Annotated in this window: 15 protein-coding genes; 11 read left to right on the top strand and 4 right to left on the bottom strand. The window is 65.2% G+C overall.

Annotated features, from left to right (window positions below):
- Window positions 1-55: 55 nt before the first annotated feature.
- From AC1MHZ_RS04900 to AC1MHZ_RS04890, 3 genes are read left to right on the top strand one after another with little or no spacing between them, the layout of a single operon-like run.
- Window positions 56-1333: a flavohemoglobin expression-modulating QEGLA motif protein gene (locus AC1MHZ_RS04900; protein ID WP_368829997.1), complete on the top strand. Its 1278-nt coding sequence runs from the start codon at window positions 56-58 to the stop codon at window positions 1331-1333.
- Window positions 1305-2228, top strand: coding sequence for an alpha/beta hydrolase (locus AC1MHZ_RS04895; protein WP_084856805.1), 924 nt, complete (start codon window positions 1305-1307; stop codon window positions 2226-2228). The genes AC1MHZ_RS04900 and AC1MHZ_RS04895 overlap by 29 nt, the downstream gene beginning before the upstream one ends.
- Entirely contained in the window at window positions 2225-2551 is a 327-nt protein-coding gene (locus tag AC1MHZ_RS04890; RefSeq protein WP_084856807.1) for a PA3694 family proteiin, read from the top strand. The genes AC1MHZ_RS04895 and AC1MHZ_RS04890 overlap by 4 nt, the downstream gene beginning before the upstream one ends.
- A 113-nt stretch (window positions 2552-2664) precedes the next feature.
- Here AC1MHZ_RS04890 and lptF read toward each other — a convergent pair whose 3' ends face one another.
- The 3 genes from lptF to AC1MHZ_RS04875 form a co-directional block, all read right to left on the bottom strand.
- Window positions 2665-3453 (bottom strand): lipotoxin F family OmpA-related lipoprotein LptF, encoded by a 789-nt coding sequence (gene lptF / locus AC1MHZ_RS04885; RefSeq protein ID WP_084856809.1) that lies wholly within the window; start codon window positions 3451-3453, stop codon window positions 2665-2667.
- Window positions 3454-3505: 52 nt separating this feature from the next.
- Window positions 3506-3919, bottom strand: coding sequence for a DUF4398 domain-containing protein (locus tag AC1MHZ_RS04880; protein ID WP_482966085.1), 414 nt, complete (start codon window positions 3917-3919; stop codon window positions 3506-3508).
- 264 nt (window positions 3920-4183) lie between these two features.
- The gene (locus tag AC1MHZ_RS04875; RefSeq protein WP_084856813.1) at window positions 4184-4528 is read right to left on the bottom strand and encodes a pilin assembly protein; all 345 of its coding nucleotides are present in this window, start codon (window positions 4526-4528) and stop codon (window positions 4184-4186) included.
- Window positions 4529-4665: 137 nt separating this feature from the next.
- Between AC1MHZ_RS04875 and ppc the strand changes: the two genes are divergently transcribed.
- The 7 genes from ppc (at window position 4666) to AC1MHZ_RS04840 (ending at window position 11935) form a co-directional block, all read left to right on the top strand.
- On the top strand, window positions 4666-7293 hold the full coding sequence (gene ppc, locus AC1MHZ_RS04870; protein WP_482966084.1) for a phosphoenolpyruvate carboxylase: 2628 nt from the start codon (window positions 4666-4668) through the stop codon (window positions 7291-7293).
- A 257-nt stretch (window positions 7294-7550) separates the two neighbouring features.
- Window positions 7551-8201: an adenylate kinase gene (gene adk, locus AC1MHZ_RS04865; RefSeq protein ID WP_084856818.1), complete on the top strand. Its 651-nt coding sequence runs from the start codon at window positions 7551-7553 to the stop codon at window positions 8199-8201.
- 87 nt (window positions 8202-8288) lie between these two features.
- On the top strand, window positions 8289-8963 hold the full coding sequence (gene tsaB, locus AC1MHZ_RS04860) for a tRNA (adenosine(37)-N6)-threonylcarbamoyltransferase complex dimerization subunit type 1 TsaB (protein WP_482966083.1): 675 nt from the start codon (window positions 8289-8291) through the stop codon (window positions 8961-8963).
- Window positions 8964-9220: 257 nt separating this feature from the next.
- Complete coding sequence (locus AC1MHZ_RS04855) at window positions 9221-9508, top strand: hypothetical protein (protein WP_465002258.1); 288 nt, start codon at window positions 9221-9223, stop codon at window positions 9506-9508.
- A 3-nt stretch (window positions 9509-9511) separates the two neighbouring features.
- Window positions 9512-10381 carry a DUF72 domain-containing protein gene (locus tag AC1MHZ_RS04850; protein WP_482966082.1) on the top strand — a complete coding sequence of 290 codons (870 nt, stop codon included), beginning with the start codon at window positions 9512-9514 and terminating at the stop codon, window positions 10379-10381.
- A 33-nt stretch (window positions 10382-10414) separates the two neighbouring features.
- Window positions 10415-11245 carry an isocitrate lyase/PEP mutase family protein gene (locus AC1MHZ_RS04845; RefSeq protein ID WP_084856847.1) on the top strand — a complete coding sequence of 277 codons (831 nt, stop codon included), beginning with the start codon at window positions 10415-10417 and terminating at the stop codon, window positions 11243-11245.
- On the top strand, window positions 11246-11935 hold the full coding sequence (locus tag AC1MHZ_RS04840; RefSeq protein ID WP_482966081.1) for an extensin-like domain-containing protein: 690 nt from the start codon (window positions 11246-11248) through the stop codon (window positions 11933-11935).
- On the opposite strand, the gene AC1MHZ_RS04835 is transcribed toward AC1MHZ_RS04840, so the two are convergent.
- On the bottom strand, window positions 11936-12559 hold the full coding sequence (locus AC1MHZ_RS04835) for an energy transducer TonB (RefSeq protein WP_482966080.1): 624 nt from the start codon (window positions 12557-12559) through the stop codon (window positions 11936-11938).
- Window positions 12560-12652: 93 nt separating this feature from the next.
- On the opposite strand from AC1MHZ_RS04835, the gene AC1MHZ_RS04830 reads away from it, so the two are divergent.
- Window positions 12653-13441 carry a class I SAM-dependent methyltransferase gene (locus tag AC1MHZ_RS04830; RefSeq protein WP_482966079.1) on the top strand — a complete coding sequence of 263 codons (789 nt, stop codon included), beginning with the start codon at window positions 12653-12655 and terminating at the stop codon, window positions 13439-13441.
- Window positions 13442-13583 lie beyond the last annotated feature (142 nt).

Here is a 13583-nt window from a genome sequence, read left to right as displayed (position 1 = left end):
GAGCCGGCTTGCCGGCGATAGGGCCGTTACAGGTATGTTCTGAAAGGAGTCCCCGGTGGACGAGTACCAGCAAACCATACGCGCGTTGTCCGATCGCATCGTCGCGGCGCAAACCCCCATTCGTGTGCTCGACGCGGTGAAATGGGACGACAACATCCGTAACGGTTTTCTCAATGCCAAGGGCAAGGAGCCACCTGCGGTCGATCGCGCCTACTACCAGGGCCGGCCCTTGTCGTTCGATTCCAGCGCAGTGAAGGCCGAGTTCCAGAGCATCGAGCGCGACATCACCCGCCAGCTCGGCCAGTTCAACCCGGTCGGCCAGATCATGCGGCGCATGTGCAAGGAGTACCGCATGGTGGTACGCATGCTCGAAGCCCGTGGCACCGAGGATTTCGGCCTGATTTCCCAGGAGCTCTATGGCGCGGCCTCGGACGCCTTCCATGCCGGCGACCCGACCCTGGCCGACCTGGGTCTGATGCTCTCGGACTACCTGAACAACATCGATGGCCGGGGCGACCTGAAGGACGAGCCGAAGAACCTCACCGCCAAGGAAGCCGTGGCGATTCTCCAGCGCCGCCTGAACAAGGTGTTCGGCGAAGCCGAGGAGACCATCCGCGTGTTCGAGTCCGATGGTATCGTCGCCGACGCTGCTGCCGGTGCCGACTACATCAAGGTGCGTGCCGACGCCATGTTCAACAGCCGCGACGTACGCGCCCTGGAGGTCCACGAGGGGCTGGTGCACGTGGGCACCACCCTCAATGGGCTCAACCAGCCGATCTGCACCTTCCTGGCCAAGGGGCCGCCCTCGTCGACCGTGACCCAGGAAGGCCTGGCCATCCTCATGGAGGTGATCGCCTTCGCCTCCTACCCCAGCCGCCTGCGCAAGCTCACCAACCGCACCCGGGCGATCCACATGGTGGAGGAGGGCGCCGACTTCATGCAGGTCTATGAATTCTTCCGCGGCCAGGGCTTCGAGATGGCCCAGAGCTACAGCAACGCCAGCCGGGTGTTTCGTGGTTCGGTGCCCAATGGCCTGCCATTCACCAAGGACTTGTCCTACCTCAAGGGTTTCATCATGGTTTACAACTACATTCAGTTGGCCGTGAAGAAGGGCAAGCTCGAGCAGATCCCGCTGCTGTTCTGCGGCAAGACCACCCTGGAAGACATGCGTACCCTGCGCCAGCTGGTCGAGGAGGGCCTGGTGGAGCCGCCCAAGTACCTGCCGGAGCAGTTCCGCGACCTCAACGCCCTGTCGGCCTGGATGTGCTTCTCCAACTTCCTCAACCACCTGAGCCTGGATCGCATTGAAGCCGACTACGCGAACATTCTCTGACGCTTGTCGCCTGCTGATCCTGGGCCTGCTCCTGCTGGGGCTCGGGGGCTGCAGCAGCTTGCTGTTCTTCCCGGAGCCGGGCCTTGCGTTCACCCCGGAAAAGGCCAAGCTCGCCTATCGCGACCTGACCCTCACGGCGGCCGACGGCACGCGCCTGCACGGGTGGTGGCTGCCGGCCAAGCCTGGTGTCGAGGTCAAGGGCACGGTGCTGCACCTGCACGGCAACGGCGGCAACCTGGCCTGGCACCTGGGCGGCAGCTACTGGCTGCCCGAGCAGGGCTACCAGGTGCTGTTGATCGACTACCGTGGCTATGGCCTGTCCCGGGGCAAGCCCAGCTTGCCCGAGGTCTACCAGGACATCGCCGCGGCCATGGCCTGGCTGGACCAGGCCCCGCAAGTCAAGGGCAAGCCCCTGGTACTGCTGGGGCAGAGCCTGGGCGGTGCGATGGCCATCCACTATCTGGCCGCTCATCCCGACCAGCGCCAGCGCTTCAAGGCACTGGTGTTCGACGGCGTGCCGGCCAGCTACCGGGAAGTGGGGCGTTTCGCCTTGAGCACGTCCTGGCTGACCTGGCCGTTGCAGGTGCCGCTGTCATGGCTGGTACCGGACGGCGACAGTGCGATCCGCTCCATCGAGCGGCTGGACAGCCCACCGAAGCTGTTCTTCCACAGCATCGACGACAACCTGGTGCCGATGGACAGCGGGATCCGCCTGTACCAGCACGCACCGCCGCCGCGGGTCCTGCAGCTGACCCGGGGTGGCCATGTGCAGACCTTCGCCGACCCGACCTGGCGCCAGGTGATGCTGCGCTTTCTTGACGACCCCAGCCATTTCAATGGCCTTCGGCGCTTGGCCGAAGTGCCCAACTACCCAGACGAGAACAACGAGCAATGAGTGAAGAACGCAACGCCATCCCGCTGATCCTGACGGCCGTCGGCAGCATCATCGTGACGGTCGGCACCCTCTGGTACTACGGCTACGTGCATTTCGCCAAGCCCGAGGATGCCCTGTTGCTGCAGGACTTCACCATGCTCAAGACCATCCCCGGCGAAGACTACAAGGTCTCCCTGGACCCGGCGCCCCAGGTGGCCCAATGCGTCGATGGTGTGCTGGTGCTGTTCGATACCCAGCAGAAGGGCCTGACCGGCGTGCTGGTGGACAACCGCAAGCGGGCGATCCGCTGCCTGGGGCAGGAGACGCCGCAGCAGGTGCAGTGATTCTTGTCACGAGCCCCATCGCAGAACAAGCCCGCACCCACAAGAGAACCCTGTAGGAGCGGGCTTGTCCCGCGATGGGCTGCAAAGCAGCCCTGTGTTTCAAGACCCAGGCGTTAGCGCGCCTGGCTCACCGAACGCGGTTGCACCGGTTGGTTGTCGTTGGAGATGGTCACCTCCACGCGGCGGTTCTGGGCGCGGCCGGAGTTGCTGCTGTTGTCGGCCACCGGGTATTCCTTGCCGTAGCCTTGGGCGACGATGCGGGTCGGGTCGACGCCGGCACGCACCAGGGCCATGCGCACGCTGTTGGCGCGGCGTTCGGACAAGGCCTGGTTGTAGGTGGCCGAACCTACGCTGTCGGTATAGCCCTCGACGATCACCTTGCGCTCAGGGTTCTCCTGGAGGAACTGGGCGAGCTTGGTGATGTTGGGGAAGGCGCTGCTCTTGAGCTCGGACTTGTTGAAGTCGAACAGCACGTCGCCGAAGGTCACCAACGTGCCTCGGTCGGTCTGCTTGGCGTTGAGGCTCTCCTGCAGCTTGCGGATCTGTGCGTCGCGGGCATCCAGGCGGGCCTGGGCGCGCTGGGCGGAGGCGTTTTTCAGTTCGTTCTCGGCCGAGCGCAGGGCGATGGTCTGCTTGGCCACCTCGACGCGCTGGTTGGTCAGGTAGGCCAACTGGTCGACCTTCTTGTCGTCCTCGCGGTCCATGAATGCCTTGTCGGCCTTGTTCAGCCAGTCCTGGGCATCCTTGGTCTCGAGAGCCGCCAGCTTGCTGGCTTGCGGGTCGCTCTGCAGGGCCGAGAAATTGGTACGCGCCGACTCAAGGTTCGGGTTCGGGTCGTGGGAGCAGGCGGCCAGGCCTACGCTCAGGGCCAGCAGGGCGGGGATCATGACGTGATTACGCATAGTGTTCATCCTTTGAAAAGTGGCGAAGGCTCAAGAAAAGGCTGGGCTGCGCTCATTCGGCGCTGCGCATGCCTTCCTCACGCAGGTCCTGGACGCCCTGGCGAGCGTCCTGCACGGCCTTTTGCGCCTTGGCGGCCTGCGCCTTGCGCTCGGCCACGCGCGCGTCCCACTCGGCCTGTTCGGCCAGGCGCTTGGCTTCGTCATACTTCTTGTCATGCATGGCGATTTCGGCCTGCTTGAACTTGTCCTGGGCGGCCTTCATTTCCACTGCGGCGAATTCGGTGCCGCCGGCACTGACCGCGGAGTTGACCGCGGATTGGGTAACGGCGTACTGCTCGGTGGGCGGGTTGCCAGCGCAACCGGCCAGGATCAGGCTGCTGCCCAGGGCCAGTGCGGCCAGCTTGAGCCCGCGCCCAGGCTTGGATGAGTCATTCGATGTGCGGGTCTTCATGGTGGTCAGCTCCATTGGTTCACTCCTGTTGACGACAATGTCCGTAGCAGTCCATCGCTTTTCCCTGGCAGATGCGCGCACTTCGGCTGAACAGTGCACAACGGCATGTGTGCAGGGTTTTAGCGTGATGGCTATTGGCTGTGACTGAGGCGTTTTTCAGATAGTTCAGAAAAAATTGCCTTCGATGGGCAAGTTTTTCTGACTGTTCAGTCAGCGTTGTTCGCCACTGATGGGAGTGTCTGGGGCAAGTGCGAGCGCCCTGGGGGCGCTCGCCCAGGCTCACTTGGAGGTGTCGTCGCCGGCGCTGCCGAGGCTATGCAGGTGGTGGCGGGAAAGCGCCAGGAAACGCGGGGTAGGGCCGATATCTTCGTACAGCGGGTCGCCCTCTTCATCGGTGGCGATCACCTGCTGCCCCTGGACATAGGGAAAGCTGGCCTCCAACTCTTCGAGGGCTGCGCCGACCAGCTCACCGAGCAGTTCTTCGGCGGTGCGCTTGGGGTACATGTCGATCAAGGCAGCCAGGCGCGCTTCGGACTCCAAGTCCAGGTGCAGCACATGGCCGGTAGGGCTCAAATGCCCCTTGGCGTTCTGTTCCCATTGTTGGACAAGCTCGCGGATTTTCATGACGACCTCTGGCCACGGATGACTCCTTTCACTTTAGTCGCTTTGCCAGGTTGCGGCTTGCCATGGCGGGCCGGCTGTGCCAGTACTGTTCCCTTCCTGAGCGGGAGCGCGGGCGAGCCGCGCCGGAGAGAGGGCCGATGACCGATATCGATGTACGCTTGCGTGAGGATGTCCATCTGTTGGGGGAGCTGCTGGGGGAGACCATACGCCAGCAGCATGGCGAGGCGTTCCTGCAGAAGATCGAGGACATTCGCCACAGCGCCAAGGCCGACCGCCGTGGCGCCGCCGAGCAGCTGAGCTCGACGTTGGGCGACCTGGCCGACGATGACCTGCTGCCGGTGGCGCGGGCGTTCAACCAGTTCCTCAACCTGGCCAATATCGCCGAGCAGTACCAGTTGATCCGCCGCCGCGACGCTGGCCAACCCGAGCCCTTCGAGGCGCGGGTATTGCCGGAGTTGCTGGCGCGCCTGAAACAGGCCGGCCACAGCGATGATGCCCTGGCCAGGCAGTTGGCCAAGCTGGATATCCAGCTGGTGCTCACCGCCCACCCCACCGAGGTGACGCGCCGGACCCTGATCCAGAAATACGACGCCATCGCCGGGCAACTGGCGGTGCAGGACCATCGTGACCTGACCCTCGCCGAACGCCAGCAGGTTCGCGAGCGCCTGCGCCGGTTGATCGCCGAGGCCTGGCACACCGAGGAAATCCGCCGCACCCGGCCGACGCCTGTGGACGAAGCCAAGTGGGGCTTCGCGGTGATCGAGCATTCCCTGTGGCAGGCGATCCCCAACCACCTGCGCAAGGTCGACACGGCGCTGTTCGAAGCTACCGGCCTACGCCTGCCGCTGGAGGCGGCACCGGTCCGCTTCGCCTCCTGGATGGGCGGCGACCGCGACGGCAACCCCAACGTGACCGCGGCGGTGACCCGTGAAGTACTGCTGCTGGCGCGTTGGATGGCCGCCGACCTGTTCCTGCGCGATATCGACTACCTGGCCGCCGAACTGTCCATGCAACAGGCCAGCGCGACCCTGCGCGAACGGGTTGGCGACAGCGCCGAACCCTACCGTGCGCTGCTCAAGCAATTGCGTGATCGCCTGCGCGCCACGCGCGCCTGGGCCCATGCCGCCCTTACCACCACGCTGGCGCCTGGAGCCGAGGTATTGGCCAGCAACCGTGAGCTGATCGAGCCCCTGGAGCTGTGCTACCAGTCGCTGCATGAGTGCGGCATGGGGGTGATCGCCGACGGCCCGTTGCTCGACTGCCTGCGCCGGGCGGTGACCTTCGGCCTGTTCCTGGTGCGCCTGGATGTACGCCAGGACGCGGCCCGGCATCGGGACGCGCTGACCGAAATAACCGATTACCTGGGCCTGGGGCGCTACGCCGACTGGGACGAAGAGCAGCGCATCGCGTTCCTTCTGGCTGAACTGAAGAATCGGCGACCTTTGCTGCCTGCGCATTTCCAGCCCGGGGCCGATACCGCCGAAGTACTCGCCACCTGCCGCGAGATCGCCGTCGCGCCCGCAGCCTCGCTGGGCTCGTATGTCATCTCCATGGCCGGTGCTGCCTCGGACGTGCTGGCGGTGCAGCTGTTGCTCAAAGAAGCCGGCCTGACCCGGCCGATGCGGGTGGTGCCGCTGTTCGAGACCCTGGCCGACCTGGACAACGCCGGGCCGGTGATGGAGCGTCTGCTCGGCCTGCCGGGCTACCGTGCCGGGCTGCACGGGCCGCAGGAAGTGATGATCGGCTACTCCGACTCCGCCAAGGATGCCGGTACCACGGCAGCCGCCTGGGCCCAGTACCGGGCCCAGGAAAACCTGGTGCGCATCTGCCGCGAGCACCAGGTCGAACTGCTGTTGTTCCATGGCCGGGGCGGTACGGTCGGCCGAGGGGGTGGGCCGGCCCACGCTGCGATCCTGTCGCAGCCGCCCGGCTCGGTGGGCGGGCGGTTCCGCACCACCGAACAGGGCGAGATGATCCGCTTCAAGTTCGGCCTGCCGGGTATCGCCGAGCAGAACCTCAACCTGTACCTCGCCGCTGTGCTCGAGGCCACCCTGCTGCCACCGCCGCCCCCGCAGCCAGCGTGGCGCGCATTGATGGATCAACTGGCCGCCGATGGTGTCAAGGCGTACCGCGACGTGGTGCGCGAGAACCCTGACTTCGTCGAATACTTCCGCCAATCCACCCCCGAGCAGGAGTTGGGCCGCCTGCCCCTGGGCAGCCGCCCGGCCAAGCGACGTGCCGGCGGCATCGAGAGCCTGCGTGCGATTCCGTGGATCTTCGGCTGGACCCAGACGCGCCTGATGCTGCCGGCCTGGCTGGGCTGGGAAACGGCGCTGGGCAATGCCCTGGCCCGTGGCCAGGGCGAGCTGCTGGCACAGATGCGCGAGCAATGGCCCTTCTTCCGCACGCGCATCGACATGCTGGAGATGGTCCTGGCCAAGGCCGATGCGGAAATCGCCAAGGCCTACGACGAACGTCTGGTGCAACCGGAACTGCTGCCATTGGGTGCGCAACTGCGCGACCTATTGTCGCAGTCGTGCCAGGTGGTGCTGGGGCTGACCGGGCAATCGGTGCTACTGGCTCACAGCCCCGAGACCCTGGAGTTCATCAGCCTGCGCAACACCTACCTGGACCCGCTGCACCGCCTGCAGGCCGAGCTGCTGGCCCGTTCGCGCAGTCGCGAAGCCGCTCTGGACAGCCCGTTGGAGCAGGCCCTGCTGGTGACCGTGGCGGGCATCGCCGCAGGCCTTCGCAACACCGGCTGAGGTGACAGAGGAGGGGCCTTGGCCGGGTGGCATGTGCCGTTCGGTCGGGCCTGGCCAAGCCGGTTGCGCTGGGCGCAACCGGCTCGCCAAAGGCCCCTGCATGGCGATTTCCTGCAACTTTGGGACGCTTGTCTGGTTGCCGGGCGCTGTGTATCTTGAGCAGCCTTTTGACCGATTTTCGGTCTCACCCGATTTTTCGGAATTGGCCATGTGTGCCGAATCCGTTGATTTACATAGAAAAATATGAGGAGCACAAGATGCGCGTAATTCTGCTGGGAGCTCCCGGGGCCGGTAAAGGTACTCAGGCAAAGTTCATCACCGAGAAGTTCGGTATTCCACAGATCTCCACCGGTGACATGCTGCGTGCTGCCGTCAAGGCCGGCACCCCGCTGGGCCTGGAACTCAAGAAGGTCATGGATGCCGGCCAGCTGGTTTCCGACGAGCTGATCATCAGCCTGGTCAAGGAGCGCATCGCCCAGCCGGATTGCGCCAACGGCTGCCTGTTCGACGGCTTCCCGCGCACCATTCCCCAGGCTGAAGCCATGGTCGCTGCCGGTGTCGACATCGACGCCGTGGTCGAGATCGCCGTGGACGACGAAGAGATCGTCGGTCGTATGGCCGGCCGCCGCGTACACCTGGCGTCGGGCCGTACCTACCACATCCAGCACAACCCGCCGAAAGTGGAAGGCAAGGACGACGTCACCGGCGAAGCGCTGATCCAGCGTGATGACGACAAGGAAGAGACCGTACGCCACCGCCTGTCGGTGTACCACAGCCAGACCAAGCCGCTGGTGGACTTCTACCAGAAGCTGTCGGCCGCAAACAATGGCAAGCCGAAGTACGCCCACATCGAAGGTGTCGGCTCGGTCGAGTCGATCACCGCCAAGGTGCTGGCAGCCCTGAGCTGATCCAACACCGTGCGTCACGACGGCCCGCTTGCGGGCCGTTGTCGTTTATACTGCCGCTCTTTTACCTCTGCCCTGGAATACCGTTCGATGACCACGTTGCTGGCCCTGGATACCGCCACCGAAGCCTGTTCCGTCGCCTTGCTGCATGACGGCAAGGTGACCAGCCACTACGAGGTCATCCCACGCATGCACGCGCAGAAGTTGCTGCCGATGATCAAGCAACTGCTGGCCGATTCCGGTGTGGCGCTCAATGCCATCGACGCCATTGCCTTTGGCCGTGGCCCGGGCGCGTTCACCGGTGTGCGTATCGCCATTGGCGTGGTGCAGGGGCTGGCCTTTGCCTTGGAGCGCCCGGTGCTGCCGGTGTCCAACCTGGCGGCGCTGGCCCAGGGAGCCTTGCGCGAGCGTGGCGTGCAGCAGGTGGCCGCGGCCATCGACGCGCGCATGGACGAGGTGTACTGGGGTTGCTACCAGGCCAGCGAGGGCGAGATGCGTCTGCTCGGGCACGAAGCGGTACTGCCGCCGGAACAGGTGCAGTTGCCCGAAGGTGCCAGCGGTGACTGGTTCGGTGCCGGCACCGGGTGGGGCTATGCCGAGCGCCTGGCCGTACCGGTGGGCGAGCGCGACGCTTCGGCGTTGCCCAACGCTTTGGACATCCTCAGCCTGGCCACCTTCGCTTGGGGGCGCGGTGAGGCCATTGCCGCCGAGCAGGCGCAACCTGTGTACCTGCGCGACAACGTGGCCACGCCCAAGGCGCGCTGAACAGTTCAGACCTTGGAGAAGCGGCGCCCTTGATTCGGCCGACCCTGCCATCGCGGTGAATTCAGTTCTGTGTGCATAGCCCGAAGGGCTGGGTTATGGCTCACCGGAAAATGCGGCGTTCTAGCGAATGGGTTCATCCGGCGATGAGGCCAAATCCGAACCTTTTGTCCAAACTGTGGTCCAGTTAACAAATCGGGCATTAGCGACGGATCTCTGGTGCTGCTAAATTGCCATCATTGATCCTGAGTGCCCTGTCCATGCGTATCGACGGTTTCTCCTCGCAGTCCTATCCGATCAAGCGCCCCACGCGTAAGGCACCGGTGCGCGACGAAGCGATCGAGGACGCCGAGCTGGTCGATGAGGTCGAGGTGCCGCAGGACCCGGGAACCCGTCGCCGCGCCGCTGGGTTCCCCGCCCGCCAGCAGGACATGGTCTTCCCGCGTGCCCGCGACCGGCGCACCGCGACGGCCCTGGCAAGCTACCTGGCCACAGCCGGCTTCACCGACTGGGAGATGGAAGTGCTGGGGCTGGACCTGTACATTTGATGGATGAATCCATCGTCTCTTCCTTATTTTCTTGGTTGCCCGTCCTGGAGTGACAACGCCTGGCGCGACTACCTCTATCCCGCCGATGCCCGTCCTGCCGAATACCTTGGCCTGTACAGCCAGGTGTTCAACGCCGTTGAGGGCAACACCACCTTCTATGCCCGCCCCGCACCCGCCACGGTGGAGCGCTGGGCGCAGGTGATGCCGGCGCATTTCCGTTTCACTGCCAAGTTTCCGGGCGATGTCAGCCACGCAAGCCACCTGGGCGAACAATTGGCCTCGGCGCATGATTTCACGCGGCTGCTGGCGCCGCTGGGCCCACGGGTTTCGCCATATTGGCTGCAGTTGCCTGCGCAGTTCGGCCCAACGCGTCTGGGGGAGCTGTGCCATTTTCTCGATGAGATCGGCGTACCGGTGGCGGTCGAGGTGCGCAACGACGCATTCTTCGCCCGTGGCGAGGAAGAGCGCCTGCTCAATCGGCTGCTGCGCGAGCGTGGCGTCGAGCGTATCTGCCTGGACCCGCGCGCCCTGTTCAGTTGCACGCTGCGCGGCCCCAGCGTGTTGGACGCCCAGGCCAAGAAACCACGGGTGCCGCCACGTCCGGCTGCTTTCAGCCAGCATCCCCAGGTGCGTTTCATCGGGCATCCGCACCTGGATGCCAACGAACCCTTCCTCACGCCCTGGGTAGACAAGGTGGCCACCTGGATCGAGGAAGGCCGCAGCCCTTATGTCTTCTTGCACACGGCCGACAACCGGCTGGCCGCTGCCCTGGCCCAGCGCTTTCACCAGCGTCTGATGGCACGCCTGCCTGGGCTTGCCCCGCTGCCGGAATTGCCCCGCGCTCCCGAGGTCGAACAACTAGGACTACTCTGAGCCATCCCCAACACGCTGCCGGAGGTCATGACCATGGATGTGCAAACCCTGCGAGCCGAAGCCTTCAAGGCCCTGCACGAGCGCGATGGCGCGTTCGTCATTCCCAACCCGTGGGATGCCGGGTCTGCGAAGTTGCTGGCCAGCCTTGGGTTCGAGGCGCTGGCGACTACCAGCGCCGGCCTTGCCTTCAGCCTGGGGCGGCCTGATGCAGAAGGGGCCTTGGACCTCGAGCAGACGCTCGGTAATGCACGGGCAATCGTCGATGCCACGCCTTTGCCGGTAGCGGCCGACCTGGAAAACGGTTTTGGCGACTTGCCCCAGGACTGTGCCGAGACGATCCGGCAGGCTGCCGGGGTCGGGTTGGTGGGCGGTTCGATCGAAGATGCCAGCGGCCAGGCAAATGCACCGATCTACGACTTCGGCCTGTCGGTGGAGCGTGTCCGTGCAGCGGTGCAGGCTGCCCGTGAACTGCCATTTCCCTTCACCCTCTGCGCCCGGGCCGAGAACCTGCTGCACGGCCGCCTGGATCTGGATGACACCATCCGCCGCCTGCAGGCCTATGCCGAGGCCGGTGCCGATGTGCTGTATGCCCCGGGCTTGCGCAGCGTCGACGAGATCCGTGCGGTGGTGCAGGCCGTGGCGCCCAAGCCGGTCAATGTGTTGATGGGGATGGCTGGCGTGGCGTTGAGCGTCAACCAGTTGCAGGATTTGGGTGTGAAGCGCATCAGCGTCGGTTCTTCCCTGGCACGGGCGGCATTGGGCGCGTTCCGCCGAGCGGCGCTGGAGATCCGTGACGAGGGCACGTTCGGCTATGGCGAACAGGCCATGCCGTTCGCCGACCTCAACGACCTGTTCCGGCGCTGAATGCGCCTGTTGTCGGTGCTGGCCGTCGGCCTGCTGATGCTGGCGGGCTTTGCCTGGCAACTGGGCTGGCGACCGCCGTCGGCCTGGAACCCCTGGGCGGTGCTGGATGTACGCCAGCCACCGAACCTGCTCACGCCGTACAAGCTGTCGCGCCTGCGCACCGACGCAGGTCTGTGCCGCCAGGCCTTGCAGACCTCATCCCTGCGCTACCGGGCGCAGGCCGACAGCCCGTCGACGGCAGCATGCCCGTTGCGGAACGTCTGGCGCATCGAAGGTGGCCAGGCGCGGCTGGGCAGCAGTTTCCTGGCGTCGTGCCCGCTGGCGGTGGCCTACGCATTGTTCGAAACCCATGGCGTGCAACCGGCGGCACGGCGGGTGTTTGGCCAACCGGTGGCGCAGGTCGAGCACCTGGGCAGCTTTGCTTGTCGCAATGTCTATCACCGCAAGCAGGGGCGGCTGAGCCAGCATGCCACGGCCAATGCCCTGGATATCAGCGGCTTTCGCCTCCAGGATGGCCGGCGCATCGTGCTGGCGCGGGACTGGCAGGGGCAGGGGCGGGAAGCCGAGTTCCTGCGGCAGGTCCATGAGGCGGCGTGCGCCAGTTTCAGCACCGTGCTGGGGCCGGACTACAACGCGGCCCATCGAAACCACTTTCACCTGGACATGGGCTTCTGGCAGGTCTGTCGCTGATCAGGCGTGTACGCGCACGTTGTTCAACACCACCGGGCGGGCCCAGTGGAGGTCGAATTCCAGGTCGTTCTGTTGCTGGGCCAGGGTGGGCTCATCGTAGGGTTCGGGGGCGTTGTCCAGCAGGTCCATCTCGAACTCGGCGATCGGCAGGAACAGTGGGCGCGGCGAAGGTGCCGGGCCTGGCTCGGGGAGCGGCTGGCCTTGGCTCATGACCACCGGGCGCAACCAGCTGTTGTTCAGGTCGAGCTGGCGTTGTTGTTCGATGAGTTCGGCGGCGCTGAAGGGTTCGGGGGCATTTTCCAGCAGCTCCATCTCGAACTCGGCCTTGGGCAGGAACAGCGGCTCGGGTGGGGTGATCTCGCTGTCATGGATGTCGCAAGCGCGCTGCAGGCGAATCTGCGCCAGAGCATGCGCACCGCCCAGTGGCTCGCCGCTGTGTTGGTCGACCTGCTGCTCGATGGCCTGGCTGACCGGGTCGGGCTCCGGGGCCTGTTGTTCGGCCAATGTGCGGGCGAAGAAGTCCTGCCACAGGTGGCTGACGCCCCCGAGTGCCTGGGTGTTCTGCCGACCGAAATGGTCGACAGGCGACAGGTAGGTCAAGCCGATGGGAAGAGTATCTGACATGGCAGTCGCGCGCGTTGTGCTCTGGCAGAATAGCGGATACTGCGTGTATCGGCGGTGGCCGGGATTTCATTAATTTTTCGAGTGCGGGAACGGATGGTAGAGCTAGAGCAGGGCGCGGGTATCAGGGTCGAGGCGTTGTCGGCCGAATTTCAGGCCCAGGCGGTGGCGTGGGCCGAGCGCTTGGGCTTGCCGCTGGTGGACGACGCTGCCGGCTTCACCGTGCAGGTAGGGGCCGAGGGATTGCAGATCCAGCAATTGGGGCCACAGGCACCGGGGCCGGTGCGGGTGGATTTCGTCGAGGGGCAGGCGGCCCATCGGCGGCTCTATGGCGGCGGCAATGGTCAGATGATCGCTAAGGCGGTGGGCATCGCCCAGGGCGTGCGGCCGCAGGTGCTCGATGCCACGGCGGGGCTGGGCAAGGATGCGTTCGTCCTGGCCAGCCTGGGCTGCCAGATGACCTTGATCGAACGCCAGCCGTTGATTGCCGCCTTGCTCGAGGATGGCCTGGCGCGGGCGCGCAGCGATGAGGAGGTAGGCGCGATCGTGGCGCGCATGCGCTTGCTGACGGGCAACGCGATCGAGCGCATGCGCAGCTGGGAGGGTGAGGCGCCGCAGGTGATCTACCTCGATCCGATGTTCCCGCATCGGGACAAAAGTGCCTTAGTGAAGAAGGAAATGCGGGTGTTTCGGCCTTTGGTGGGCGATGACCTCGATGCGCCGGCATTGCTCGAGGCGGCCCTGACGTTGGCTTCGCACCGGGTGGTGGTCAAGCGGCCGCGCAAGGCACCGATGATCGAGGGGCCCAAGCCGAGCCACAGTCTGGAGGGGAAGTCGAGTCGGTATGACATCTACCCCAAGAAGGCGCTCAAGCCTGGCGGGTGAGTGGTCGCTTTGGTGCTGGGTGGCGCCTGGGCTGGCGTTGTTTATTCAATGGGATTGGCGGTGGGCTGTTGGGCCAATCGCGGGACAAGCCCGCTCCTACAGGAGGGCGCGGTCTCCCTGTGGGAGCGGGCTTGTCCCGCGA

The sequence above is a fragment of the Pseudomonas sp. FA-1 genome (assembly GCF_056856075.1).
The sequence above is the reverse complement of the archived record's forward strand: the minus strand, read 5'-3'. Positions and strand labels throughout refer to the sequence as shown.

What these genes read in the sequence shown, in the direction of transcription:
- AC1MHZ_RS04845 (WP_084856847.1), top strand. Translation starts at nt 10,415, where the DNA reads ATGGATGTGCAAACCCTGCGAGCCGAAGCCTTCAAGGCCCTGCACGAG.
- AC1MHZ_RS04855 (WP_465002258.1), top strand. Translation starts at nt 9,221, where the DNA reads ATGCGTATCGACGGTTTCTCCTCGCAGTCCTATCCGATCAAGCGCCCC.
- AC1MHZ_RS04880 (WP_482966085.1), bottom strand. Translation starts at nt 3,919, where the DNA reads ATGGAGCTGACCACCATGAAGACCCGCACATCGAATGACTCATCCAAG.
- AC1MHZ_RS04830 (WP_482966079.1), top strand. Translation starts at nt 12,653, where the DNA reads ATGGTAGAGCTAGAGCAGGGCGCGGGTATCAGGGTCGAGGCGTTGTCG.
- lptF (WP_084856809.1), bottom strand. Translation starts at nt 3,453, where the DNA reads ATGCGTAATCACGTCATGATCCCCGCCCTGCTGGCCCTGAGCGTAGGC.
- AC1MHZ_RS04850 (WP_482966082.1), top strand. Translation starts at nt 9,512, where the DNA reads ATGAATCCATCGTCTCTTCCTTATTTTCTTGGTTGCCCGTCCTGGAGT.
- AC1MHZ_RS04890 (WP_084856807.1), top strand. Translation starts at nt 2,225, where the DNA reads ATGAGTGAAGAACGCAACGCCATCCCGCTGATCCTGACGGCCGTCGGC.
- AC1MHZ_RS04840 (WP_482966081.1), top strand. Translation starts at nt 11,246, where the DNA reads ATGCGCCTGTTGTCGGTGCTGGCCGTCGGCCTGCTGATGCTGGCGGGC.
- AC1MHZ_RS04875 (WP_084856813.1), bottom strand. Translation starts at nt 4,528, where the DNA reads ATGAAAATCCGCGAGCTTGTCCAACAATGGGAACAGAACGCCAAGGGG.
- ppc (WP_482966084.1), top strand. Translation starts at nt 4,666, where the DNA reads ATGACCGATATCGATGTACGCTTGCGTGAGGATGTCCATCTGTTGGGG.
- AC1MHZ_RS04835 (WP_482966080.1), bottom strand. Translation starts at nt 12,559, where the DNA reads ATGTCAGATACTCTTCCCATCGGCTTGACCTACCTGTCGCCTGTCGAC.
- adk (WP_084856818.1), top strand. Translation starts at nt 7,551, where the DNA reads ATGCGCGTAATTCTGCTGGGAGCTCCCGGGGCCGGTAAAGGTACTCAG.
- tsaB (WP_482966083.1), top strand. Translation starts at nt 8,289, where the DNA reads ATGACCACGTTGCTGGCCCTGGATACCGCCACCGAAGCCTGTTCCGTC.